At 73.2% G+C, this 23,295-nt stretch carries 21 protein-coding genes and 1 pseudogene; 11 read left to right on the forward strand and 11 right to left on the reverse strand.

The window, feature by feature from the left end; genetic code table 11:
* Positions 1 to 16 precede the first annotated feature (16 nt).
* Both ACIPAE_RS02685 and ACIPAE_RS02690 read left to right on the forward strand, forming a co-directional pair.
* Entirely contained in the window at positions 17 to 1,342 is a 1,326-nt protein-coding gene (locus tag ACIPAE_RS02685) for an AAA family ATPase (RefSeq protein WP_402442412.1), read from the forward strand.
* A gap of 230 nt (positions 1,343 to 1,572) precedes the next feature.
* Positions 1,573 to 2,838, forward strand: a complete 1,266-nt coding sequence (locus tag ACIPAE_RS02690) for a VWA-like domain-containing protein (protein ID WP_402442414.1) — start codon at positions 1,573 to 1,575, stop codon at positions 2,836 to 2,838.
* A 45-nt stretch (positions 2,839 to 2,883) separates the two neighbouring features.
* On the opposite strand, the gene ACIPAE_RS02695 is transcribed toward ACIPAE_RS02690, so the two are convergent.
* The 3 genes from ACIPAE_RS02695 to ACIPAE_RS02705 form a co-directional block, all read right to left on the reverse strand.
* Positions 2,884 to 3,564: a TOPRIM nucleotidyl transferase/hydrolase domain-containing protein gene (locus ACIPAE_RS02695; protein ID WP_402442416.1), complete on the reverse strand. Its 681-nt coding sequence runs from the start codon at positions 3,562 to 3,564 to the stop codon at positions 2,884 to 2,886.
* Positions 3,565 to 3,684: 120 nt separating this feature from the next.
* A complete protein-coding gene (locus ACIPAE_RS02700) occupies positions 3,685 to 3,837 on the reverse strand; it encodes a hypothetical protein (RefSeq protein ID WP_366409709.1) in 153 nt (50 codons plus the stop codon).
* A 28-nt stretch (positions 3,838 to 3,865) separates the two neighbouring features.
* Positions 3,866 to 4,519 (reverse strand): TetR/AcrR family transcriptional regulator, encoded by a 654-nt coding sequence (locus ACIPAE_RS02705; protein ID WP_329366554.1) that lies wholly within the window; start codon positions 4,517 to 4,519, stop codon positions 3,866 to 3,868.
* A gap of 230 nt (positions 4,520 to 4,749) precedes the next feature.
* Between ACIPAE_RS02705 and ACIPAE_RS02710 the strand changes: the two genes are divergently transcribed.
* Both ACIPAE_RS02710 and ACIPAE_RS02715 read left to right on the forward strand, forming a co-directional pair.
* Complete coding sequence (locus tag ACIPAE_RS02710; protein ID WP_402442418.1) at positions 4,750 to 5,382, forward strand: NAD(P)-dependent oxidoreductase; 633 nt, start codon at positions 4,750 to 4,752, stop codon at positions 5,380 to 5,382.
* Between the two features lie 42 nt (positions 5,383 to 5,424).
* Positions 5,425 to 6,381, forward strand: coding sequence for an ADP-ribosylglycohydrolase family protein (locus tag ACIPAE_RS02715; protein WP_402442420.1), 957 nt, complete (start codon positions 5,425 to 5,427; stop codon positions 6,379 to 6,381).
* Positions 6,382 to 6,462: 81 nt separating this feature from the next.
* Here ACIPAE_RS02715 and ACIPAE_RS02720 read toward each other — a convergent pair whose 3' ends face one another.
* Both ACIPAE_RS02720 and ACIPAE_RS02725 read right to left on the reverse strand, forming a co-directional pair.
* On the reverse strand, positions 6,463 to 8,136 hold the full coding sequence (locus tag ACIPAE_RS02720; RefSeq protein WP_402442421.1) for an esterase-like activity of phytase family protein: 1,674 nt from the start codon (positions 8,134 to 8,136) through the stop codon (positions 6,463 to 6,465).
* A gap of 210 nt (positions 8,137 to 8,346) precedes the next feature.
* The gene (locus tag ACIPAE_RS02725) at positions 8,347 to 9,135 is read right to left on the reverse strand and encodes a D-Ala-D-Ala carboxypeptidase family metallohydrolase (RefSeq protein WP_402442423.1); all 789 of its coding nucleotides are present in this window, start codon (positions 9,133 to 9,135) and stop codon (positions 8,347 to 8,349) included.
* A gap of 266 nt (positions 9,136 to 9,401) precedes the next feature.
* Between ACIPAE_RS02725 and ACIPAE_RS02730 the strand changes: the two genes are divergently transcribed.
* The 4 genes from ACIPAE_RS02730 to ACIPAE_RS02745 all read left to right on the forward strand — a co-directional run bounded on the left by ACIPAE_RS02730 (position 9,402) and on the right by ACIPAE_RS02745 (position 13,332).
* Positions 9,402 to 10,352 (forward strand): ABC transporter ATP-binding protein, encoded by a 951-nt coding sequence (locus ACIPAE_RS02730; RefSeq protein ID WP_402442425.1) that lies wholly within the window; start codon positions 9,402 to 9,404, stop codon positions 10,350 to 10,352.
* Positions 10,353 to 10,419: 67 nt separating this feature from the next.
* The gene (locus ACIPAE_RS02735) at positions 10,420 to 11,211 is read left to right on the forward strand and encodes an ABC transporter permease (protein WP_402442427.1); all 792 of its coding nucleotides are present in this window, start codon (positions 10,420 to 10,422) and stop codon (positions 11,209 to 11,211) included.
* A gap of 58 nt (positions 11,212 to 11,269) precedes the next feature.
* Positions 11,270 to 12,637, forward strand: coding sequence for a sensor histidine kinase (locus ACIPAE_RS02740; RefSeq protein ID WP_402442428.1), 1,368 nt, complete (start codon positions 11,270 to 11,272; stop codon positions 12,635 to 12,637).
* Positions 12,634 to 13,332: a response regulator gene (locus ACIPAE_RS02745; RefSeq protein ID WP_402442430.1), complete on the forward strand. Its 699-nt coding sequence runs from the start codon at positions 12,634 to 12,636 to the stop codon at positions 13,330 to 13,332. Before ACIPAE_RS02740 ends, ACIPAE_RS02745 begins: the two co-directional genes overlap by 4 nt.
* A gap of 471 nt (positions 13,333 to 13,803) precedes the next feature.
* On the opposite strand, the gene ACIPAE_RS02750 is transcribed toward ACIPAE_RS02745, so the two are convergent.
* Entirely contained in the window at positions 13,804 to 14,706 is a 903-nt protein-coding gene (locus tag ACIPAE_RS02750) for an NADP-dependent oxidoreductase (RefSeq protein ID WP_402442432.1), read from the reverse strand.
* 263 nt (positions 14,707 to 14,969) lie between these two features.
* Here ACIPAE_RS02750 and ACIPAE_RS02755 point away from each other — a divergent pair, with 263 nt between their 5' ends.
* Entirely contained in the window at positions 14,970 to 15,572 is a 603-nt protein-coding gene (locus tag ACIPAE_RS02755) for a TetR/AcrR family transcriptional regulator (RefSeq protein ID WP_366409720.1), read from the forward strand.
* A gap of 16 nt (positions 15,573 to 15,588) precedes the next feature.
* On the opposite strand, the gene ACIPAE_RS02760 is transcribed toward ACIPAE_RS02755, so the two are convergent.
* Together ACIPAE_RS02760 and ACIPAE_RS02765 are read right to left on the reverse strand one after the other, a co-directional pair.
* Entirely contained in the window at positions 15,589 to 16,278 is a 690-nt protein-coding gene (locus ACIPAE_RS02760) for a hypothetical protein (protein ID WP_329366534.1), read from the reverse strand.
* Positions 16,279 to 16,407: 129 nt separating this feature from the next.
* Entirely contained in the window at positions 16,408 to 17,049 is a 642-nt protein-coding gene (locus ACIPAE_RS02765; protein WP_366409721.1) for a DUF2637 domain-containing protein, read from the reverse strand.
* Positions 17,050 to 17,720: 671 nt separating this feature from the next.
* Here ACIPAE_RS02765 and ACIPAE_RS02770 point away from each other — a divergent pair.
* Positions 17,721 to 19,238: an FG-GAP repeat domain-containing protein gene (locus tag ACIPAE_RS02770; RefSeq protein WP_402442435.1), complete on the forward strand. Its 1,518-nt coding sequence runs from the start codon at positions 17,721 to 17,723 to the stop codon at positions 19,236 to 19,238.
* A gap of 56 nt (positions 19,239 to 19,294) precedes the next feature.
* Here ACIPAE_RS02770 and ACIPAE_RS02775 read toward each other — a convergent pair whose 3' ends face one another.
* A complete protein-coding gene (locus ACIPAE_RS02775; RefSeq protein WP_402442437.1) occupies positions 19,295 to 19,444 on the reverse strand; it encodes a hypothetical protein in 150 nt (49 codons plus the stop codon).
* 323 nt (positions 19,445 to 19,767) lie between these two features.
* A complete protein-coding gene (locus ACIPAE_RS02780) occupies positions 19,768 to 20,232 on the reverse strand; it encodes an NUDIX domain-containing protein (protein ID WP_366409723.1) in 465 nt (154 codons plus the stop codon).
* A gap of 366 nt (positions 20,233 to 20,598) precedes the next feature.
* Here ACIPAE_RS02780 and ACIPAE_RS02785 point away from each other — a divergent pair, with 366 nt between their 5' ends.
* The gene (locus ACIPAE_RS02785; RefSeq protein WP_329366524.1) at positions 20,599 to 22,482 is read left to right on the forward strand and encodes an N-acetylmuramoyl-L-alanine amidase; all 1,884 of its coding nucleotides are present in this window, start codon (positions 20,599 to 20,601) and stop codon (positions 22,480 to 22,482) included.
* 284 nt (positions 22,483 to 22,766) lie between these two features.
* Here ACIPAE_RS02785 and ACIPAE_RS02790 read toward each other — a convergent pair.
* A pseudogene (locus ACIPAE_RS02790) lies at positions 22,767 to 23,295 on the reverse strand (hypothetical protein); the annotation flags it as partial.

Here is a 23,295-nt window from a genome sequence, read left to right on the forward strand (position 1 = left end):
ACCCCAGGTGATGCCCATGACGTCCAGCACCCTCCTGCCCGCCCCGGCTCCGGCCGCGGGCGTGCCCGTATCCACTGTCCCGCCCACCGTCGCGCCCGCCGGGGCCTCCGGCACTGACGCCCAACTCGCCGTGGCCGAGGACCTCCTGACCCTGCTGCGGATGACCAGGACGGAGCCCCGTCCGGACGAGCAGCTCGAAGCGCTCACCCTGGCCGTCGCGGCCGACCTGCCCGTGCTGCTGTGGGGGGAGCCGGGCATCGGCAAGACCGCGGCCCTGACGCAGCTCGCCGCCACCCTCGACCTGCCGCTGACGACCGTGATCGCCAGCGTCCACGAGCCGTCCGACTTCTCCGGGCTGCCCATCGTGGGCGAGGAGCCCGAGGTGCGCGGGGTGCCGATGGCGCCGCCGCAGTGGGCCGTCGAACTCGTGCGGGCCGGGCGGGGGTTGCTCTTCCTCGACGAACTGTCCACCGCCACCCCGGCGGTCCAGGCCGCGCTGCTCCGGGTGGTCCTGGAACGGCGGGTCGGCGCGCTCCAACTGCCGCCGGGCATAAGGATCGTGGCCGCCGCCAACCCGCGCGCGTCGGCCGCGGACGGGTGGGAGCTGAGCCCGCCGCTGGCCAACCGGTTCGTGCACCTGTACTGGGTGCACGACCGGGAGGTGGTGGTCCGCGGTCTGGGCGGCGTCTGGCCCCGGGCGGAACTGCCCCGGCTGGTGCCCGAACGGCTCTCTGAGGCGGCGGACTTCGCCCGGCGCGCGGTCTGCGGCTTCCTCCAGGCCCGGCCGACCCTGATCCACCGGCTGCCGACCACCGAGACCCGGCGCGGCGGCGCCTGGCCGTCACCGCGGAGCTGGGAGGCCGCGCTCACGCTGCTGGCGTTCGGCACCGCGGCCGGTGTCTCCCGCGAGGTGCTGGCGCTGCTGGTGCGGGGCGCGGTCGGGGACGGACCCGGCCTCGAACTCCTCGCCCACCTGGACCGGATGGAGCTGCCGGACCCGGAGCTGATGCTGGCCGATCCGGCCGCCGCCGAGCTGCCGGAGCGGGGCGACCTGCGCCAGGCGGCCCTGGAGTCGGTGGTGGCCGCCGTCGGCGCGCGGCCGGAGCGGGACCGGTGGGAGGCGGGCTGGGCGGTACTGGCCCGGGCGCTGGAGACCGGCGCGCCGGACCTGCTGGTCGCTCCGGCGACGGCGCTGGCCGCGCTGCGGCGCGAGGAGTGGGAGGTACCGGCGGGCGTGGAACGGCTGACCGGGGTGATCGGCCTCGCGCGCCGGGCGGACCGGTCGGTGCGGCGGGCCGAGGCCGCGCCCGGCGCGCGGCGGACGCCGGGGGAGCGGCGATGACGGGGGCCGCGAAGGGTACGGGTCCGCAGCCGGGTTCGGTGGCGCGTTCGTCGTCCCGCGACGTGCCGCGTCCGGTGCCGCGCCCGGGACCGCATCCGCGCACGGCGCCCAAGCCCGCGCCACCGCGCCCGGCACCCAAGCCCGCGCCACCGCGTGCGGCGCCGCCCACCGCGGCGCGGGACGGCGCCGCACCGCGACCGGGCGCCACCCAGCCCGGAATCCCGCTGGACATGGAGAAGTTGCTGGCCGCCCGGCTGCACGCGGTGAAGGTCCGCCCGTACCTCGCCGACGCGCTCTTCGCGCTGCACGTGGTCGAGGACCGGTCGGTGCCCACGATGGCGGTGGACGCGCACTGGCGCTGCTACGTCTCGCCCGGCTTCGTGGCGCGGATGCCGGTGGAGGAACTGGCGGGCGTATGGGTGCACGAGGTCTCCCACCTGCTGCGGGACCACCACGGGCGGGGCGAGCGCTACGCGCGCGAGCAGGAGGACCGGGAGGGGCGCGGCCGGGGCGCGCGGAGCGAGCAGGAGGTGCGGCAGGCCGAGCGCTGGGAGCGGCTGCGGCGGAACATCGCCGCCGACTTCGAGATCAACGACGACATCTACGACGACCTCCACGGCAAGGGCCTGCCGCGCCCCACCGGCGCGGTGCTGCCCAGCCTGCTCCGGCTGCCCGAGGGCCTGCTCATGGAGGAGTACCTGCGGACCTCGTCGCTGTCCGGGGCCGCCACGGACCTCGCCTGGCTGGACTGCGGCAGCGGTGCCGACGGGCAGGCCCGGCCATGGGAGTCGGGGCCCGACGGCGCGGACGGGCTCAGCAGGCAGCAGCGGGACGCGGTCCGCTTCCGGGTCGCCGAGGCGATCAAGGGCCGGCCGGGCAGTGCTCCGCAGGGATGGCGCCGATGGGCGGAGGAGGCGTTCCATCCGCCGCAGCCCTGGCGGCAGTTGCTGGGGGCGGCGGTCCGCTCGGCGGTGAGCGCGCCGGGGGCGGGCGGCGACTACAGCTACCGCCGGCCGTCGCGGCGCTCCGCCGGTGTGCCCGGGGTACTGATGCCGAGCCTGCGCCGTACCCCGCCCCGGGTGTGCGTCGTGATCGACACCTCCGGGTCGGTGAGCGACGCCGAACTGGGCAGCGCGCTGCTGGAGGTGGCGGCGATCACGCGCGCGGTGGGCGGACGGCGCGACCTGGTGTCGGTGATCTCCTGCGACGCGGCCGCCGGGATCGCCGTCCCCATCTGCCGGGCCGAGAACATCGAACTGGTCGGCGGCGGCGGGACCGACCTGCGCTCCGGCTTCGCCCAGGCGATGCGGTCCCGGGTCCGGCCGGACGCGATCGTCGCGCTGACCGACGGCCAGACCCCCTGGCCCTCCGCGCCGCCGCCCTGCCGCACCGTCGTCGGCCTCTTCCCCCGCCCCGCCGACTCCGTGGACGAGGAGGACCCCGACTACGTCTCCCTGGACCCGCCCACCTGGGCCCGCGTCGTCACCATCGGCTGAACGGCCGTGCCGCCGCGCCCGGTGGGCCCGTCAACGCGGGTGCGGTCAGAGGCTGTTGAGGAGGTCGTCGAGCGGCGGCGGGACCAGGTCCGGGGGGAGGGCCTGCACGAGGACCTGGCCGTAGCGGATCTTGCGGCCCTTCTTCGTGCCGATGAAGCGCCGCAACTGCTGCGGTGCGGCGCGGTCGCGCTGCGCGGGCTGCTGCAGGAAGGTGCGCAGCGCGCGCAAGTCGCCTTCGGCGCGCACGAGTTCCGTCACCCGGGGCACGCCGAGCGCGCGGATGAGTTCGTCCTCCAGGTCCGCCGCGCAGACGAAGAACCGTTGCCGCGCGGCGCCGGCGCGCGCGAAGCCCCGCTCGTAGAAGCCGCGTTCCGCCTCGTCGCACAGCCCGGTCAGGCGCAGGTCCAGGCCGGGCGGGCCGAGCAGTTGGGCGAAGCGCGCGATGCTCATCGCGCCGCCCATCGCCAGGACGCAGACGCCCTCCCCCTCCAGGTCCCGCCCCCGGGCCGCGGCCAGCGCGCCGACCGCCGCGACGTCACTCGGCCCCTCCACGAGCACCACGGTCCGCACCGCCGCCCGTCCGGCCCACTCCGCCGCGATGTCCCCGGCCGGACCTTCGGCCGTATCTCCTCCCGCACCCCTGGGCGCGCCCCCGGTCACAGCCCCGGCCGCACCTTCGGCCGCCCACGCCGTGACCGCCTCCCGGAACTCCTCCATACCCGCCATGCGACGAGTCTCCGGCCCCGCCACCCGCGACGGAACCGAATTTCCGCGGTCGGGACACCGGCCCGCGCGCCGCGGCCCGAGCGCGGGCCCTCGACCGCGGCGAGGAACAGCCGCCGACCGTCAGACCACCCTCCGGTCGGCGAGCGCGGCCACTTCGGTGAAGTACGCGCGGAACAACGGCTCGTCACCGGTCGGCACCCGGAACGCGGGCGAGGCGGAGTACCGGAAGGCGGCCGGGTCGGTGCCGTAGGGCGCGGCGTTCGGATCGCCCACGGAACCGATGAACAACTGGCCCGCCCGGCTACGGCAGGCGCGCCGCGATCTCGCCCGCCGGCCGGCCCGTGTGCAGGGCGAGCAGGTCCACGATCAGGTCGTCCAGGGGCGGCCAGGGGATCGTCCCGTGGTCGTTGTAGAGGCTGATCAGGCCGTGCATCGCGGTCCACAGCATGAGCCCGGCCTGCCACTGCTGCTCCGCCGTGGACCCCTTCCGGTCCGGTTCGGTGACCGCGGTCAGGGAGGCGATGACGGCCCCGAGCATCTCGGCGCCGGCGCCGTGCGTCGATACGGGGACGAGGTCGGCCGGCATCCGCCCGCCGAAGAGGGTGCGGTAGTGGCCGGGCTGTTCGACCCCCCAGCGCACGTAGGCCGCGCACCGGGCCACCAGGTCGGCGAGCGGGTCCGGGGCCGGGCGGGCGGCCTCGTTCATCAGCCGGGCCAGCTCGTCGTAGCGCAGCCGCAGCACGTGCTGGATCAGCGCGCCCAGGTCCGGGAAGTGGCTGTAGATGCTGGCCGGCGCGACGCCGACCTCCCGCGCGACCTGCCGGAGCGTGAGTGTCTCCGGCTGGTCGAGGGTGGCGAGCAGCTTCGCCGCGGCCTCCACGAGCTGGGCCTTGAGCAGCTGCCCCTGGCCGCGCGGGTTGCGGCGGCGGGCCGCGGCCCGCTCCTGAGACGACACCGTCGCCCCCTTTCCGACGTCCGATCCGACTTTCCGGCCCTCCCGGCCCTCCCGGCCCTCCCGGCCCTCCCGGTTCCGACCTTCCGGGTTCCGGCCTTCCGACCTGCGTGAACCGTTCGGCAACGACGGTTCACCCTACCGCTCCCCGCTCCTGGGCAGCTCCTTGACACCGATAACCAACACTTGTTTACTCATATGGCCAACAGTTGTTCAGTCAAAGGCGGATGATCATGCGCATCGCAGTACTCGGCGCGACCGGGAAGACCGGCGGCCTCCTCGTGGAGCAGGCGCGGGAGCGGGGTCACGAGGTGGTGGCGCTGGTGCGGGCTCCGGACCGGTTCGCCCCGCCCGCGGGTGCGGAGGCCGGGGCGGGCGCCGGGCGGGTGGAGGTCCGGCGGGCCGACGTCTCCGCTCCCGGGACCTTCCCCGCTCTGGACGACGTGGACGTGGTCGTCTCGGCCGTCGGCATCAGCAAGGGGGACGGCCCGGGCGCGCTGGCCGCCGGCGCGCGGCGGCTGGCCGAGGCGCGCGTCCGTACGGTGTGGCTCGGCGCGCTCGGGACGGGCCCGTCCAAGGGCGCCGGCGGGCTGATCTACTCCGCGGTGATGCGGATCTTCGTCGGCGCGGAGCTGGCGGAGAAGGCGGAGGCCGACCGGATCGCGCTCGACGCCGGCGCGACCGTCTTCCACGCGCCGGACCTCACGGACGGGCCCCTCGGGCCCGAACGCCGCACGGTGCCGCTCGCGGACCACCCGCGCCCCCTGCTCCCGCCGCGGACCTCCCGCGCCACCGTGGCCGCGCTCATGCTCGACGAGGCGGAACGCCCGCACCCCTCCGCCGGAGTCGTCATCCCCCTCGGCTGACCCGCACCTCCCCGGGGGCGCCCGTCCCCCTACGCTGCCGGCATGGATCGGATGGAGCGCGCGATCGGCGCGGTGGTCGGATCGGCGGTCGGGGACGCGCTGGGCGCGCCCTTCGAGTTCGGTGCGGCGGGCACGTTCTCCGCCCGGTTCCCGAGGGCCGGTGTGGGCGGTGAGATGTGCGGAGGCGGCGGCTGGGAGGTCGGCGAGGCCACCGATGACACGCAGATGGCGGTGCACGTCGGGGAGTCGCTGGTCGAGCGCGGCGGGTTGGACCTGCAGGACGTCTTCGCGCGATTCCGGCGTTGGGCGGCGGCCGAGCCGAAGGACATCGGGCTGCAGACCGAGGATGTCCTGACCAACGGACTGCCGTGGGACCAGGCGGCCGAGGCGCACTTCCGCGGCAATCAACGGGCGGCAGGGAACGGCGCGTTGATGCGGGCCGCCGCGTCGGGGGTGTTCTTCGGCGGGCGGGGAAGGGCGGCCACGATGGACGCGGGGCGCCGGTTGTCCGCGCTCACCCACGGGGACCCCGCCGCGTGGGAGGGCACCGCGATCTTCCACGAGTTGCTGCGCGTGGCGCTGGCCGGCGCCGACCCGCTCGACGCCGTTCCGGCCGCGCTTGCCGCGGCGAGCGCCGAACACCGCGAGCGGTACGCGGTCGTGCTGGCCCCTGGCTGGGAGCCCGAGCAGGCAACGGAGTTCAACGGCGCCGTGTGGCCCTGCCTCGGCTCGGCAGTCTGGGCGGTGCGGACCACCACCTGCTACGAGGACGCGGTGCGCGCTGCCGTGGACCTGGGCGGCGACACCGACACCGTGGCGGCTGTCACCGGCGCGCTGGCCGGGGCGGTTCACGGCATCGCAGGCGTTCCAGGTCGCTGGACGGAGCCGCTGCACGTCCCGCTCCCCGGGGCCGCCGGACCGCCCCGGGTTCTTCGCCGCAGGGAACTGGAGGAACTGACCGCAGAGTTGCTGGCCGCATCGGCGCGGTCCGGTTCGTAGGCGCGAACGGCGTGGGGGCGTGGGGCGCCGGCGGGGCCGCCCACTTCTGTGGGCGGGCCCGGGGGACGGAGGTGGGGCGGGTCAGCGGACGTGGATCGTCACCGTGACGGTCTTGAGCACCGCCGGGAGCTTGGTGGTGTCGACCTTCAGGATCTCCCCGTTGTCGGTCTGGCCGGTGGGCGGCATCACCTTCTGGTGGACCGTCCACTTGCCGTCGGGGTCCACGGCGATGGTGTCGATGCCGAAGTCGTCGTCGTTGGACAGGTAGAGCGTCCTGCCGGCGTCCGTGGTGGCGACGCCCTCGACCTTGTCGTGCGAGAAGAACGCACCGCTGGGGTCGAGTTGGCTCACCAGCGTGCCGACGTTGAGGTACGGCTGCTTCTGCGCGACGTGCACACCGGCGCCGGTGAGCGCGGCCAGCGCGTCGTTGGTGCCCTTCTTCCCGACGAACGCCTCCGGCGACTTCCCGCCGATCGTCAGGCCGCTGACGTCGGTGGCGCCGTTGATGTCGATCTCGTAGAGGTTCTTCTGCGCGAACGGCTCGAAGTTGCCGTCCCGCTCGTCGACCAGGAACTTCGTGTCCGACAGCGCGGTGATCTCGCTGTTGGCGTCACCGGTGTCGTCCGGGTCGTCCAGCAGGTAGAGGTACTGCTTGGTCTGGTACGTGCGCAGGTTGATCGTGATGACGCGGGTGGTCGAGACGTTGCCGGCCTTGGTGCTGCCGAGGTCCGGCTGCTGGAGCGCGGACTGCATGACGCCCACCAGGGTCGAGCCGTCCGGGGTGACCGTCAGGCCCTCCATGCCCTTGTTCTTCAGGCGGTCCGCGAACTCGGCCGGCAGGTAGCCGACGATCTTGTGATAGGCGTTGTCCTGGCTGTCCTTGTACGGGGTCAGCCGGCCCAACTCGTAGCCGTTGGCGTCGAAGTGCGTGATGTACGGGCCGTACTCGTCCGAGACCCAGAACGTGCCGTCCGGCAGCGCGACCAGTCCCTCGGAGTCGTAGCCGTACGGGTCCTTGGCGACGGGGACCGGCGTACCGCCGTTGGCGTTGGTCGCGTTGACGTCGTCGATCACCTCGCTGGTGTCGTGCGGCGGGCGGCCGCTGTAGTTGACGCCGCCCAGGCTCTTCGGGCCCTTCAGGGTGACCTTCTTGACCAGTTCGGCCTTGCCGCCCACGAGCTTGAACTCGCCGATCTGCGGCGTGAAGTCCGGCACCATCTCGGACTTGTTGCCGTCGGGGGCGTCGGCGTTGGGGCCGCGGTCGGTGAGGCCGTAGAAGTAGCCGGACCTGCCGGGCACCGGGGCGAGCGAGGAGCCGTAGCCCTCACCGGAGATCTCGGTGGTGGTGCCGTTCGGGCCGGCGACCTTCGCCAGCGGCGGCAGGGCGTCGCCGTTCGCCTGGGTGTCCTTGAACAGCTGCACCGCGTCGGTCGCCGTGTAGGTGAAGGTGTCCGTGCCCTTGAAGCCGGCCTTGGGGGTGTACGTGAACGAGCCGTCCGGGTTGACCGTCGCGGTGCCGTCGGACGGGTCGGTGTGCCGGACGACCGCGGTCGCGCGGGCGTCGTTGCGCAGCACGTTGCCGGTCACCTTGCCGTGGCCGGAGTACGAGTCGGCGGCCGCGGAGAAGTCGTGCGACGGAGCCGACAGCCAGCCGTGGGCCTGGGCCGCGGCGGTGCCCGCGCCCACCACGGCGGCGGTGGCGACGATCGCGACGGCAACCCGGGTGCGCTTGCGGGAGAAGGGTCTCGAAGTCATGCTGCCGAACCTGTCGGTCGACGGTGAACGCCGAGTTGACCCCTGGTGAACCCTCGATCCGGGATGGAACGACTTCGCGAACGTCCTCGACTTCCGCCGCCGTCGTTGCTACGCCCTGGGGCCGCTGGGATACGTGGGGGTGGGGGTACGGACTCCCGGGACGTGGCCCGGCCCGGGAGTCCGTAGCCCCTTCCCGGCGGGCGGGGCGGGTCAGACGGTGCCGTTCTCCCACCACCAGGCCCGGCCGAGGTCGGCCCGGCTGTCCACGTGCTGGTGGTCCTCGGTGTAGGTCTCCAGGCCGGAGAATCCGCAGGTCTCCGCCTTCTGGTAGACGGTCTTGTTGGCCACGCCCGGGACGTCGAGGTCGGCGGCCGTGCCGTACAGGTGCATGCTGTCGCTCGCCCCGCCGACCGCGGCGTTGTGGGAGATGCTGCGGAAGCCGGAGTTGACGGTGATCGGGACGTTGCCGAGCTTCTTGCGGAGCGCTTCGAGCTTGTACATCGCGCGGCGGACGTTCTCCTTCGCGGCGGCGGCGCTGACCTTGCCGCCGTCGAAGGTGCCGCTCACCCGGTCGGTGAACTCGCTGAAGTCGAAGTGCGCGGTGGAACCGTCGGACTGCTGAAGGGCGTTGAGCTGCGCCTGGGTGGCGGGGCCGACGACGCCGTCGGACGACAGGCCGTAGGCGGACTGGAAGAGCCGGACCGCGGTGGCGGTGCCCGGGCCGAAGTCCCCGTCGATGGCGACCCGGGTGTGGCCGGCGCTGCCGGTGGCCCAGCCGGCCACCCGGACCTGCAGTTCGGTCACGTCGGCGCCGGTCGATCCCTGCTGGAGGGTGCGCGACCAGGTGTACGCGTACGCCGAGCGGGACAGCAGGATCGGTCCGAGGACGACGCCGGCGCCTGCGGCCAGCGTTCCGCGCAGCAGGGTGCGGCGGTCGAAGGGGGAGGAGGACGAGGGAGGCGAGGACGGCGAGGAGGACGAGGACGGGGACGAGGTCATCGTGGTCCTTTCGGTGAGCGAGCGGCTGGGAGTGGGCCGCGGGCGTGGAGCGCCCCCAGCATGGCGGCGGCACGGGCGGGGCTCAAGAGGCGTGCGGCGCACGGGGGATGAGGCCGGATCAACCGATCGGTGGAGGGGGACCGGCCCGGTGGCCGATCAGCCGGTGTCCGCGGAGTGTGGTCGGTCGGTCGATGGGCGCGGAAGCCGTCCGCTGTCAGGGTGGTGAACGGTCCGGGACGGGTTCGGGAGCAGAGGGGACACCACGTATGCCCGCGGTGGTCGAGGTGCGGAACCTGCACAAGAGGTACGGCGGCACCGTGGCGGTGGACGATGTCTCGTTCCGCGTGGAGCAGGGCGAGATCTTCGGGATTCTCGGTCCGAACGGCGCCGGCAAGACGACGACGGTGGAGTGCGTCGAGGGGCTGCGGACGCCGGACGGCGGGGAGATCAGGGTGCTGGGGCTCGATCCCCTGCGCGACCGCGCGGAGTTGACGCAGCGGCTGGGGGTGCAGCTCCAGGACGGGCAGCTCCAGGACCGGATGACGGTGGGCGAGGCACTGCGGCTGTACCGCTCGTTCTACCGCCGGCCGGCCGATCCGCGGGCGTTGATGGCGGCGCTGGGGCTGACGGCCAAGGAGCGGACGCGGTACGCGGATCTGTCCGGCGGCCAGAAGCAGCGGTTGTCGATCGCGCTGGCGCTGATCGGAAGCCCGGAGGTGGCCGTCCTGGACGAGCTGACCACGGGGCTGGACCCGCAGGCCCGCCGGGACACCTGGGAGCTGATCCAGGGTGTCCGCGCCCGCGGGGTGACGATCCTGCTGGTCACCCACTTCATGGAGGAGGCCGAGCGGTTGTGCGACCGGGTGGCGGTGATCGACCGGGGCCGGGTGGTCGCGGTGGACAGCCCGAGCGCCCTGACCGAGCGGGTCCCGGACGGCCAGCGCATCCGGTTCCGGCCGTCGGTGCCGTTCGAGGACGGCCTGCTGACCGAGCTGCCGGACGTGACCGGACTGACCCGGCGGGGCGATCTGGTGCTGGTCACCGGCACCGCCAACGCGTTGAACGCGGTCACCTCGGTGCTGGCCCGCCACGGCATCGTGGCGGAGCACCTGCGGGTGGACCAGCCGAGCCTGGAGGACGCGTTCGTCGCGCTGACCGGCAACCACCTCACCACCGGGACGGGCGAGGCGGATTCGCCCGGCGCCGTCCACGACTGACCGTTCGCCCCACCTTCGTTTCTCCGCACCGTCGCGCAACCGCACGAGCAGGAAGAGGAGTTCAGTGATGCCGGTGGATACGTCGAGCGCGCCGGCGGTGCCGGGCGCCGTCGCGGACGGTTCGGCGCTGGGCCGGCTCGCGCTGGCCGAGCTGAGGTTGTTCCTGCGGGACAAGGCGGGCCCGGTCTTCGCGGTCGGCCTGCCGCTGGTGCTGCTGGTCGTGTTCGGGAACGTCCCGTTCTACCGGCGGCATCGCGCGAACCTGGGCGGGTACACCCTCCTCGACGTGTACGTGCCGATCCTCGCGGCCTTCGTACTGGCCACGTTGTCGTTCAACGTGGTGCCGCAGGTGCTGGTCGGCTACCGGGAGAAGGGGGTGCTGCGGCGGTTGCGGACGACGCCGGTGGGGCCGGCCCGGGTGCTGGCGGCGCAGCTCCTGGTCAACCTGGCGACCGCGGCCGTGGCGGTGGTCGCGCTGCTGCTGGTGGCCCGGCTGGCGTTCGGGGTGCCTCTGCCGCGGCAGGCCGCCGGGTACGCGATCGGCATCGTGCTGACCGCGCTCGCGCTGGTCGCGCTCGGCCTGTTCGTCGCGGCGGCCTCGCCGAACAGCCAGGTCGCGAACGCGGTGGGGGTGACGCTGTTCTACGTGATGATGTTCTTCGCCGGGCTCTTCCTGCCGATCGCGGCCATGCCGTCGCTGCTGCGGCACATCAGCCAGGCCGCCCCGCTGGGCGCCGCGGTGCAGGCGCTGACGGACGCGACGGAAGGGCACTGGCCGCACCCGGTGCAGCTGATCACGCTGGTCGCGTACACGGTGGTCTTCGGCGGGGGAGCGGTTAAATGGTTCCGCTGGGAATGAGGACGGGGGACGGGATGACGGGGTCGTGGGCGGTGGGGCCGGAGCGGGAGGGGCCGCGATGAGCGGGGCGGCGCCGCCCGTACGGCCGGGTCGCCAGGACCAGCGGCTGGAACCGCTGATGACCGTGGCGCCGTACGTGATCCTGGCCGCGCTGGTCGTCGTGACGCTGGTCGTCAAGCGCGGTGCGGGCGGCTCCCTGCTGATCGACCTGGGGCTGTGTGCCTCGGCGGCGCTGTGGATGCTGTGGATGTTCACCTGGCACCCGGCGTGGCGGGAGCGCGTGGTGGTGATGGCGGTGTTCTTCGCCGGGCTGGTCGTGCTGATCGGCGTACTGGTGCTGCGCGACCCGTGGTTCGGCCTGTTCACCCCGGCCGGGTACTTCTACGCGTTCGGGGTGCTGGTCTGGCCGTGGCGGCTCGCGGGGGTCTCCGTGGTCGCGTTCGAGTCGGGGATGGCGCAGGTGGCGGGCATCCCCAAGCACAACGCCTTCGGGGTGGCGCTCACCGTGGTGGTGCTGGCGGTGAACGTCGTCTGCATGTGCGGGATGGCGTGGTGGGAGTGGGACGCCGATCGGAAGAACGTGGAGCGGGTGGCGGCGCTGGAGCAGGCGCGGGAGGCCAACCGCCGGCTCCAGGCGACGCTGGCCGAGAACGCCGGGCTGCACCGGCAGTTGGTGGTGCAGGCCCGCGAGGCGGGGGTCCTGGACGAGCGGCAGCGGATGGCCCGGGAGATCCACGACACGCTGGCGCAGGGCCTGATCGGGATCGTCACCCAGTTGCAGGCCGCGGAGTCGGCGGGGGACGTCCCGGAGCGGTGGCGGGCGCACTTCGCCGCGGCGACCCGGCTGGCCCGGGAGAGCCTGGCCGAGGCGCGCCGCTCGGTGGACGCGTTGCGGCCGCGGCCGTTGGAGACCGCCGGGCTGGGGGAGGCGCTGGCCGGGGTCGCCGACCGCTGGTCGGCGCTGCATGGGGTCACGGCGCAGGTGACCACCGTCGGGACCGCCCGGCCGCTGGCGTCGGAGACCGAACTGGCCCTGCTGCGGGCGGCGCAGGAGGCGCTGGCGAACGTGGCCCGGCACGCCCGCGCCGGCACGGTGACGCTGACGCTCGGGTATCTGGGGTCCGAGGTCACGCTGGAGGTGCGGGACGACGGCTGCGGCTTCGACCCGTCGGCCCCTCGCGTGCCCGCGCCGGCGCCGGCCGCGTCGGCGACGGTCGGACCCGAGCCGGAAGCGGAAGCGGGATCGGGCACGGAAGCGGAACCGGGATCGGGGTCGGATACGGAAGCGGGCGGTGGGTTCGGTTTGAAGGCGATGCGGGAGCGGATCGAGGGGTTGTCGGGGACGTTGCGGGTCGAGTCGGCGCCGGGATCGGGTACGACGGTCTCCGCGTGCGTGCCCCAGGAGACGGTGGAGGCCGGCGCGTGAGCCCGGCCGGCGGGGCCCCGATCACGCTGCTGATCGCCGACGACCACCCCGTCGTCCGGGACGGCCTGAGCGGCATGTTCGCCGCCGACCCGGCCTTCGAGGTGGTGGGCCAGGCGGCCGACGGCGCCGAGGCGGTCCGGATGGCCGGCAGCCTCCGGCCGGACGTGGTCCTGATGGACCTGCGCATGCCCGGGATGGACGGCGTGACCGCGATCGCCGAACTCGCCAGGACCGGCAGCACCGCGCGGGTGCTGGTGCTGACCACGTACGACTCCGACAGCTACGTCCTGCCGGCCATCGAGGCGGGCGCGACCGGCTACCTCCTCAAGGACGCGCCCCGCGACGAACTGCTCCGCGCGGTGCGGGCCGCCGCCAACCGTGAGGCGGTCCTCTCCCCCGCCGTCGCGGCCCGGCTGATGAACCGGGTCCGCTCACCCGGCCCCGGACTGCTCAGCCGGCGCGAGAGCGAGGTCCTGAAGTGGGTCGCGGCCGGTGCCACCAACCGCGAGGTGGCGGCCCGCCTCCTGATCAGCGAGGCCACCGTCAAAACCCACCTCTTGAACGTCTACGGCAAGCTCGGCGTCAGCGATCGCGCGGCCGCCGTGGCCGAGGGGTTCAACCGCGGCCTCCTCACACCCCGCAAGTCCCCCCACCGACGTGACCCCCCGGGCCCGCACGCCCTGCCCCCGCGGTGAGTTGCCGGACCACCCGCGTGTAATGGGCTGGTCGCGCAGTTCCCCGCGCCCCTTGAGGGTGCTGTTCTTCCGCGGAGGGAGCCGCACTTACTCAGGGGCGCGGGGAACTGCGCGCTCAGCCGACCACCGTGGCGCGCTGGGCCCGCAGGCCCTGCCCCCGCGGCGGGTTGGCCGGACCACCCGCGTGTGGTGGGCTGGTCGCGCAGTTCCTCCCCCAGAGCTTCGCCTGGGAGGTGCCCCCAGCGCCCCTTGAGGGTGCCGTTCTTCCGTGGAGGGAGCCGCACTTGCTCAGGGGTGCCTGGGAGGTGCCCCCAGCGTCGCTTGGGGGTGCGGTTCTTCCGCGGGGGGAGCCGCACTTACTCAGGGGCGCGGGGAACTGCGCGCTCAGCCACCTACTGTGGCGCGCTGGGCCCGCGGGCCCTGCCTCCGCGGCGGGTTGGCCGGACCTGCGTGCTGTCGGCTCGGGTTGGGTCAGCCGATCAAGAGGACGAGCTTTCCGCGCAGGCGGCCGTTCTCGCCGGCGCGGTGCGCCTCCGCGATGTCGGCGAGCGGGAACGTCCCGCCGACGGGGAGCGAGAAGCGCCCGGCCTCGATCAACTCGCCGATCTCCGCGAGCGCGTGGAGCGCGCGGCCGGAGTCCCCCCGGCTGAACCGCACCCCGTGCTCCTGCGCACCGGCGAAGTCGGCGACCGTCAGGACGTGTTCCGGGCCGCCCGCGAGGCCGATGAGTTCGGGCAGCACGCCGCTGCCGGCGATGTCGAGCGCCAGGTCGACGCCGTCGGGTGCGAGCGCGCGGACCCGCTCGACGAGCCCGTCACCGTAGGCGACGGGCACGGCCCCCAACGAGCGCAGGTACGCGTGGTTCGCCGGACTCGCGGTGCCGATCACCCGCGCGCCGCGCGCGACGGCGAACTGGACCGCGGCGCTGCCGATGCTTCCGGAAGCGCCGTTGACCAGCAGCGTGCCGCCGCTCCCCACGCCGAGCTGGTCGAGCGCGCGGGTCGCCGTCTCGACGGCGGCCGGCAGCGCGGCGGCGCCGGCGAAGTCGAGCGACGGCGGGATCGGCGCGTAGTACGACAGCACCGCCGACTCGGCCTGCGCCGCCCCCTCGGCGCAGAAGCCGAAGACGCGATCGCCGACGGCCGCGTCCGTGACGCCCTCGCCGAGCGCGTCGACGATGCCCGCCGCCTCGTAGCCCAGGGTCTGCGGGAGTTCCTCGTCCATGAGCCCCGCGCGCTTCTTCCAGTCGCTCGGGTTGACGCCGGCCGCGCGCACCGCGATCCGGACCTGGCCGGGGCCGGGCCGCGGAGCGGGCAGGTCCACGAGTTCGAGGACGTCCGGGCCCCCGAACCGGCTGAAACGGGCTGCTCTCATCATGCGCTCCGATCTCGACGCGGCCCGGCTGGTCCGCGGGCGTGGCTCGACTGCTCGCTGCCGACCGCTGCTGGTGGCCGCCGCTGGTGGGTGCCGCTCGCGGCATGGTGCGACGAGGTCCGCCGCCGGCACCGTACGCAAGGGGCCGCCGGCCAGGTCCGCCCGACGTGCCGGACGACAATGACGTGGGTCCGTTCGGCGGCCCGACCACTATATTAAGTGACTAAGTTTAGTCACACAAGCCAGAGCGGGAGTGAGGCCGGATGCCCAGGACCGGAGAGCGCGGCGGGCCGCAGACACGCGCGAGGATCGCGGAGGCCGCGACCCGGCTCTTCCTGGAGCGCGGGTACGACACGGTCACGGTCGCCGAGGTCGCGCGCGCGGCCGGGGTCTCCAGCGTGACCGTCTTCAACCACTTCCCGCGCAAGGAGGACCTCTTCCTCGACCGCGCCGACGACGCCGTGGACTTCCTGCGCTCGGCGGTACGCGACCGCGCCCCGGGCGTCGACGTACCGACCTCGCTGCGCGCCACCGTCCTGCGGCTCGTCGAGACCCGGCACCCGCTCTCCGGTGTCAACGACCGCTCCCTCCCCTTCTTCCGCACCGTCGCGGGCTCGCCCGCGCTGATCGCCCGCGCCCGGGAGATCGCCGCCGACCTCCAGCAGACCCTTGCCGACGAACTCGCCCGCGACCCGGCTTTCGAGGGCGACCCCGACCTGCTCGCCGCCTTCTTCGTCGCCGGTTACGGCACCGTCCTGGTCCGTACCGCGCGCCGCCTCACCGCGGGGGACCCGCCGGACGCCGTGCTCCCCGACCACCGCGCCCGCCTCGACCGCCTCTTCACCGCCCTCCGGCACGGCCTCTGATCCGTTTCCACGACGGCTATCCCCAGGTGACGGCGTTCTCCGCGGGCCAGTAAGTGATGTCGCACCCGCTCTCCTCGTCCGGCACGGGCGCCGGGACGGGGGACAGGCAGTGGCAGCACAGCTTGTAGCCGCTCCCGTGGCGGGGGTCGGTCTGCCACCTGACCCATTCGGCGGCTTCTTCCGCGGTCATGACCTGCATCCCGGCCGCCCACGTGGTGCTGCACACCCCGTGGTGGGCGAACGCGGACAGGCCGGCCAGGGACCACCGCGACCCCACCGGCTCCGCCCGGCCGACATACCGCGCCACCCGGAGGCAACTGCTCAGGTGCAGCGTGGTTCTCCCCGCGGCGTACGGATAGAGGTCCGGATCGGACAGGCGCACCTTGTGCAGGAACGACTCGGCGGCGATCGCGTCGAACTCGGCCCGGGCGCCGGCGCACACCGGACAGCCGAGCGGGCAGTCGTAGCCGGTGAACGCCGTCTCGGTGTCCTCGTACCGCGGGTCCGGCGGACTGAGCCGTTGCGCGAAGGCGTCCAGCGCCTCGTGGAGTTCCTGCCCGGTGACGTATCCCTGCACGAGCATGTCGATCATCTCCTTGACCGCGGGGAGTTCGATCACGGTGAGAAGGGTGTCCGGAGCGTCGGGGGCGACGGTGGAGTGCATGCCCCAGACGAGCCAGTCCTCTGTGCGCGGGTTTTCGATCATCACCTGACTGTTTTCTTCGAGGAGCACGCCGAACCTCCCGTTGGGACTGTGCGGGCCGCACGTCGGCCGACTTGTTCTGGCACCGGTGCCGGTGGTCGCGCCGAGGTCACCTGCCCCTCGTCGCGGGGCTCAGTGCTTGCGCCGGCGCTGGCGCGGGATCTCCACCCGGTCGGGGCGGAGAAGGGTGATCTGCCGGGAGAGGAGGACGAAGCTGGCCAGTGCGGAGAACGGGGGCAGGCCGGCGGTGGCGCTCGCGGTGACGGTTCTCGGCGCGTGGGCGACGCACAGGGCCACGGCGATCGCCGAGAAGAGGAACACCGCGGTCCACCCGGTCCGGGTGGGACGCCGGTGCGCGGTGGCATGCAGGACGAAGAGGCAGCCGACCAGCCAGGGACCGTAGACGAGCAGCGGCCAGGACCAGTCCAGTTCGTGCGCGGTCGGCGAGGCCAGTCGGCGCAGCGGACCGTAGGAGACCATGGCGCCGAGCACGCTGACGCTGCTGGTGACCGCGCTCGTGATCCCGGTGATCACGACACCGACGACGGCCGACCATCGCGGCCGCACCAGCCGGGGGCGCCTGCGGCGGTGCTTGATCGGGGGCGCCGCGGGCGGTTCGGCCGGGAACGGCGCCTCCTCCGGGACCTGCGGCTGGAAGAGGTACTCGAACTCGGCATCGAAGTCGCCCTGTGTCCGGGTGTCGTCCGGCTCCGCCTCGGGGTAGAAGTCCGGCAGCCGGCCCAGCGGGGGAGCGAACTCGTCGGCGCCCACCATCTGGTAAGTATCGTATTCATACACTATGGGGCCACCCGGGTCGCGAGTTCTGCCGGTGAGCGCTCATCGGGTCTCCGAGTCGTGCGAGGCGCAAACGCCGCGGAAGTCCACTTCGACACGTCCCATGAGGGCGAGGAATTCGCCGAGCAGGGAACTGCACGAATGCGGACCTTCGGCCGGCTCGCAGCCGGATTCGGCGCCGCGCGCCACCTCCGTGGTGGCCGCGGGAGTGAATTCCCGCGGAAGGGGGGCGGAGCTGACGTGCCGTGGGTCCGTGTACTCGGAAGTCTGTTGGACAAGGGGCGTGTTCACATCTCCATCAACGAGGACGGGGCGGGAGCAGGACGAGGCAAACGAGTGAAGCGTGTGGCATTCGGCTGGACCGTTTGCCACGGATCGGGCGGGAAGATCGGCGCCTGCGGTATATGGCGTCGCTCACAATGTTTCTGAGACCGTGTCAGATATCGGCGGTGCCGGATGTTCCGATGGCGGGAGGAACGCTCCCCGAGGTCCTGGAAACGCCGGAGGCCCTGGAAACGCCCGGGGCCCGGTGATTGCGGCGGCACGGTATTCCTCCGGGACCCCGGGAAGCGGGTGCCCGGACGGGCGCTCCGGTGCCCGTGCGGCCCGGTGCGGGCAACCTTCGGCGGGTGTCCCGAGTCGGTGTACGTATGCGCAAGCGACTTGCCGCGTGGGTCGCGGTCACGGTGTGCTGGGCGGCCCTCGGCCTCGCGGGCTGCTCGGGGGACCCGTCCGGTGGGGGCGGCGGGGGCCGGACCACGTCCGCCCGCCCGACGTCCGACCAACTGCCGTCCGACCAGCGGCCGTCCGCATCCGCATCCGCATCCGCCTCGCCGTCCGCCGGCTCCGCGGCGCGCGGACCCGGCAGGGGCGGGCCGTACGACTTCGACGGGGACGGCAGGGGCGACCTCGTCGTGACCGACGACACGGCGAGCGTCGGCGGGGTGCGGGCCGCCGGGTACGCCGCGGTGCTGCCGGGCGGCCCCCAGGGCACGGACCCGAAGCGCGCGCGGATGATGACGCAGAACAGCATCGGCGCGGGCCCCGCGGGTCAGGGCGGCTATTTCGCCGCGGCGACGGCCTCGGCCGACCTGGACGGCGACGGCAGGGCCGATCTCGTCGCCCAGGCCGGCTACGACACGCTGTTCCTGGTGTGGGACGGCTCCGGGGCGAGCGGCAGACCCGCGCGGCTGCGCGGCACCCGGCCCTTCACCGGTGACTTCGACGGCGACGGCCACCCCGACGTCGCCGCCACCGTCCGCGACGACCCCCTGACCGAGACCTTCTCCTACGGGCCGTTCAGCCGCTCCGGCAAGCCGGCCCGTACCGCGACCGTACGGATGCCGGTGGACGGCGGGTCCGCGGGCGGCTCCGGCTTCAGCGGCGAGAGCGTGGTGGCGGTGGGCGACTTCAACGGGGACGGGCGCGACGACCTGGTCACCTCCTGGACCACCCAGTACACCGACGTGGTCGACACCCCGCGCGCCACGGTCGTCTGGTACGGCACGGCCACAGGTGCCACCCGGGGGCCGCGGCTGAAGGACGCCCGGGGCAGGGACGTCTACAGCAGCAGCTACGACACGCCTTTCGCCGTCGGCGACTTCGACCGCGACGGCTGCGACGACATCGCGGTCGGCCTGCCCGACGAGGTGGGCCCGGGGCAGGAGGAGCCGGGCCCGCCGAAGGGCGGCAGCCGGCTGACCGTCTGGTACGGCGGCAGGAACGGCCCCGCGCGCGCACCGCTCACCTTGACCGCCGCGACCCCGGGACTGCCCGGGCCGCCCCTCGCGGACGAGTTCGGCCAGTTGCCGGTGGCGGGGGACGTGAACGGGGACGGCTACGCGGACCTGGCGTTCGTCGCCAACACGGGCGGGGGTTCGTCCCGCGCGGTGCTGGTGCTGCGCGGCGGCCCGCACGGGCTGACCACGTCAGCGGTGCAACTCGTGCCGGCCCAGGACGCCGCGGCCACCGCGATGCTCGACACCGACGGCGACGGGCGGGCCGACCTCGCGATGGGCTCGCCGGACGTCCGCCCCCCGCAGGTGGCGGTGGTGCGCGGCACCGCGGCCGGCCTCGATCTGCGGCACCCGATCACGATCACGGCCGTCGACTTCGGTACGCCGATACCGACCGACGGCGCGGGCTTCGGGTCGGCCTTCGCCCGCTGACCGTACGCCCGCTCACCGTGTCTGGCGCGGGTGCGCGCCCGCGAACGGCAGGCCCGCTAGTGGTGCAGCAGGCGCCTGCGGTGGTGGGGCCGGTCCGGGTGCCGGGTGCCGCCGTGGTAATTCGGTCCGCCCATGAGGACCACGAGAGTGCCGATGGCGAAAGCGATCACGACCAGCGAGAATCCGATCGTTTCCAGTGCTCTCATCGCGAGGTCCTCCTCCTGGGAGCGTCCCGTTCCGGGCACGGCACGGTGCTGCCGCGCCCCTCTCCTTCGACGCTCTCACGGTCACGAGCCGTCGGCAGATCGGGGCTCACCTGACGAAACTCCGGTCTCACCGATTGAACGAATCCGCCGCGCGGAGCAAATCCGTCACGTCACGGCGTAATCCCATCGCCACGCAATGTCGCCGCAATGTCGCCACCCCGCAAATCCGTCCCCCCGCAATGTCGCCGCCCCGAAAATCCGTCCCCCCGCAAAGGCGTGCGCGCGCGAGAATCCGCCCGCGCGAATCCGTGGTGCCCACGACGTCAGATCCGCCCCGCGAGGCGGTCCAGGAACGCCGTCTGCGCCGTGACGACGACCTCGCGCGCCGCGTCGAGCCCGAACCACGCCACCCGGTCCAACTCCGGGAACTCGGCGGTGCGGCCCGAGCCGCGCGGCCACTCCATGGTGAACGTGCCCGGCACCACGTCCGCCGGATCGAGGTCGCCCTCCACCGCCCACACCGTCACGTGCTTGCCCCCGGACTGCACCACCTCGCCCAGCGGCAGCGGCGCCCCTTGCGGGGCCGGCAGCCCCAACTCCTCGCGGAACTCGCGGCGCGCGGCGTCCCAGGGCTCCTCGTCGCCCTCGTACTCGCCCTTCGGCACCGTCCACGCCCCGGCGTCCTTGCGGGCCCAGAAGGGTCCGCCCATGTGCCCGAGCAGCACCTCCACCCCGGCGCCGGTACGGCGGAAGAGAAGCAGGCCCGCGCTGCGCTTGATATCAGCCATGAGGCCAGTCTCACCCGCCGGATAGGCCGACCGGCCCTCGAATCGGCCCGGTCGGGGAAAAAGGAAATGCGCATCGCGCCGACCACCGCATAGGCGCGGCTTGTTCACTGCTTGTTCACGACTCGCGCACTCCATGACCGCATGTCACCGGCTCGATGTACCAGCCAGCGACCTGCCGCCGTACTGCCGATCGGCACGGCATACCGTGGTCCTGCACAGGGTGATCGGTTCCGCGCCGAAAACGAGCGGCACGTCGACTGATGCTCAATCAAATATGTGATGATCAGGAGCGCATCACATACAGACGGAGGATGAGCAACCGTGGGTCAGAGGCGGAGATCGAAGCGGAAACTTGCGACGTATGTCGTGGGTGCGACGTTGGTCGTCGCGGGGTGCGTCGGCGCGCCGGTGGCGTTGGCCAGCCAGAGCGGGAGCAGTGCGGGGCCGGCTTCCGCGGGCGAGCAGAAGGACTTCGCGGACGCCGCGAAGGAGTCCGGCGTACCGGCGTCGGTGCTGATGGCCGTCGCGTACGAGGAATCCCAGTGGGACGTCCACCAGGGGCACAACACCAGCGGCGGATTCGGGCCGATGAGCCTGACGGACGTGACGCCGTCGATGGTCGCGGACGGTGGCGCCGGCGCGGCGGGCCGCTCCGATCTGGCGTCGCTGGCGTCCGACCCGTCGCTGCACACGCTGACCGCGGCGGCCAAGCTGATCGACGTGCCCGCGCAGCAGGTGCGGACCGACCGGCGGGACAACATCCGTGCCGCGGCGGCGCTCCTGGCGTCGTACGAGAAGAAGCTGCGGGGTGACGCCCCGCAGGACCCGGCCGACTGGTACGCCGCGGTGGCCCGGTACAGCGGGTCCACCGACCAGGCCGCCGCCGAGGACTTCGCGAACCGGGTGTTCGCGACGATGAAGTCCGGTGCGCAGCGCACCACCACCGGGGGCCAGCGGGTGGACCTGGCGTCGCAGCCCTCGCTGCGGGCGGACACCAGCCACCTCTCGTCGCTGCACCTGAAGAAGACGTCGACCTCCGGCACCGACTGCCCGCAGCAGCTCGACTGCCAGCTGGCACCCGCGGCGACGACCAACTACCAGGTCGCGGACCGCGCCGCCGACGGGATGAAGATCAAGTACATCGTCATCCACGACACCGAGACGTCGTACCAGACCGCCATCGACGGGTTCCAGAACCCGGCGAGCGGGGACGCGGCGAACTACGTGATGCGCTCGTCCGACGGCGCGGTGACGCAGTCGGTGGCCACCAAGGACATCGCGTTCCACGCGGGCAACTACTGGTTCAACATGCACTCGGTCGGTATCGAGCACGAGGGTTTCGCGGCCCACGGCGCCAGTTGGTACACGCAGGTGCAGTACCAGAACACCGCCGACCTGGTGAAGTACCTCGCGGCGAAGTACCACGTCAAGCTGGACCGTGAGCACATCATCGGCCACGACAACGTGCCGGGACCGGTCGACTCGCTCGTCTCGGGCATGCACTGGGACCCGGGACCGTACTGGGACTGGAACCAGTTCATGGCGCTGCTGGGCGCGCCGACGGACAAGGGCGAGCACAGCGTGGGCCCGGTCGGCACGGCCGTGACGATCGCACCGGAGTTCGCGTCCAACGAGCAGACGGTGAACGTGTGCCCGGTGGACGACCCGACCGGGGCGACGACCACCTGCACCGACCAGACCGCCGCGTCGAACTTCCTCTACGTGCGCACCGCGCCCAGCGCGACCGCGCCGCTGGCGAGCGACCCGTACGTGCACACCGACGGCTCGCCGGGCAAGGACGAGATCAGCGACTGGAGTTCGACCGTCTCGGCCGGGCAGCAGTTCGTCGTGGCCGACCAGCAGGGCGAGTGGACGGCCATCTGGTACGGCGGCCAGAAGGTCTGGTTCGACAACCCCGACGGCAAGAACACCGTCGAGGCGCAGGACGTGAAGATCCTCACGACGGCCGGGGACACCGCCGCACCGCTCTTCGGTGAGGCGTACCCGGACGCGTCCGAGTACCCCGCGGGCCTCTCGGCCGACGTGGCGCCGCCGCTCAGCAAGTACACCTTCGCCGCGGGCCAGCAGTACGTGGCGACGGCGAAGCCCGCCAACCGGGACGACTTCTACCCGGCCAACGGCACGACCCGGCCCACGGAGACCTACATCCAGGGCGCCGGCACGGTGTACACGATCCAGTACAACCACCGCTTGGCGCTCGTCAACTCCTCTGACGTCAAGGTGAGTTGACGCTCCCGGCTCGCTGAACCGGGTCGCCGCACCCGGCACCGAAGGGCCCCCGGCCGCGACGCGCACCCGCGCCCGGCCGGGGGCCCACGTGCGTACGGCGCCCGGCGGGGCCGGGGGCGGTGTGCGATCCGATCCTCGGGCGGGACGGGGACCGACCGCGTTCCGTCGGAGCGCCGACCGATTCCGCTCCGGTTCCCGACACCGGAGCGGCCCGCGCCTCAGAGGGCGCGGGCCGCCGGCGTCATCCGTGACGCGCCGCCCTTGTCGGGCGGGCGCGCGGCGGATCAGGTGCCGTAGTAGCCGTCGAGGTCAGCGATGACCTGGACGTCACCCGTGTAGTTCGTCAGGGAGATCCTGCCGTCGACCACGGGCACCACCACCTGGTTGGCGATGGTCGTGCTTGCCGGGTAGTTGAGGTTCGACACTCCCGGCAGCGGTGTGCCGTGCGGATAGACGGTCAGGTGGCTGTTGGCGCTGGGGGCGGTGGCCGTGACGTTGAGTGCCACGGCCGTCAGACCGTCGGTGGGGACGCCGTCGACCCCGTCGACCTCGAAGCTCACCGTCGCGCCGGGGCCGACCTGTCCGGCACGCGCGCCGAGCCCGCTTCGGGTGTCCAGCAGCCGCACGGGGTCGACAGGGGTGAACGCGGAGCCCGTCGTGGAGAAGTAGCCCGAGACGTCGGCGAGGAGGTCGACCGTGCCGGCGCTGTTCTCCAGGTCCACGACGCCGTTGTGCACCGGTACGGTCACCAGGTTGGCGATGGTGTGGCCGGCCTGGTAGCTGACGCTGGAGACGGAGGGCAGTTGCTGTCCG

The sequence above is a fragment of the Streptomyces sp. NPDC087270 genome (genome assembly GCF_044744625.1).
Lineage (GTDB): Bacteria > Actinomycetota > Actinomycetes > Streptomycetales > Streptomycetaceae > Actinacidiphila.

Coding starts and splice junctions, on each gene's coding strand:
- ACIPAE_RS02690 (WP_402442414.1), top strand. CDS start 1,573: ATGGAGAAGTTGCTGGCCGCCCGGCTGCACGCGGTGAAGGTCCGCCCG.
- ACIPAE_RS02695 (WP_402442416.1), bottom strand. CDS start 3,564: ATGGCGGGTATGGAGGAGTTCCGGGAGGCGGTCACGGCGTGGGCGGCC.
- ACIPAE_RS02755 (WP_366409720.1), top strand. CDS start 14,970: ATGCCCAGGACCGGAGAGCGCGGCGGGCCGCAGACACGCGCGAGGATC.
- ACIPAE_RS02750 (WP_402442432.1), bottom strand. CDS start 14,706: ATGAGAGCAGCCCGTTTCAGCCGGTTCGGGGGCCCGGACGTCCTCGAA.
- ACIPAE_RS02770 (WP_402442435.1), top strand. CDS start 17,721: ATGCGCAAGCGACTTGCCGCGTGGGTCGCGGTCACGGTGTGCTGGGCG.
- ACIPAE_RS02715 (WP_402442420.1), top strand. CDS start 5,425: ATGGATCGGATGGAGCGCGCGATCGGCGCGGTGGTCGGATCGGCGGTC.
- ACIPAE_RS02780 (WP_366409723.1), bottom strand. CDS start 20,232: ATGGCTGATATCAAGCGCAGCGCGGGCCTGCTTCTCTTCCGCCGTACC.
- ACIPAE_RS02725 (WP_402442423.1), bottom strand. CDS start 9,135: ATGACCTCGTCCCCGTCCTCGTCCTCCTCGCCGTCCTCGCCTCCCTCG.
- ACIPAE_RS02760 (WP_329366534.1), bottom strand. CDS start 16,278: ATGATCGAAAACCCGCGCACAGAGGACTGGCTCGTCTGGGGCATGCAC.
- ACIPAE_RS02730 (WP_402442425.1), top strand. CDS start 9,402: ATGCCCGCGGTGGTCGAGGTGCGGAACCTGCACAAGAGGTACGGCGGC.
- ACIPAE_RS02735 (WP_402442427.1), top strand. CDS start 10,420: ATGCCGGTGGATACGTCGAGCGCGCCGGCGGTGCCGGGCGCCGTCGCG.
- ACIPAE_RS02775 (WP_402442437.1), bottom strand. CDS start 19,444: ATGAGAGCACTGGAAACGATCGGATTCTCGCTGGTCGTGATCGCTTTC.
- ACIPAE_RS02685 (WP_402442412.1), top strand. CDS start 17: ATGACGTCCAGCACCCTCCTGCCCGCCCCGGCTCCGGCCGCGGGCGTG.
- ACIPAE_RS02765 (WP_366409721.1), bottom strand. CDS start 17,049: ATGGTGGGCGCCGACGAGTTCGCTCCCCCGCTGGGCCGGCTGCCGGAC.
- ACIPAE_RS02720 (WP_402442421.1), bottom strand. CDS start 8,136: ATGACTTCGAGACCCTTCTCCCGCAAGCGCACCCGGGTTGCCGTCGCG.
- ACIPAE_RS02740 (WP_402442428.1), top strand. CDS start 11,270: ATGAGCGGGGCGGCGCCGCCCGTACGGCCGGGTCGCCAGGACCAGCGG.
- ACIPAE_RS02710 (WP_402442418.1), top strand. CDS start 4,750: ATGCGCATCGCAGTACTCGGCGCGACCGGGAAGACCGGCGGCCTCCTC.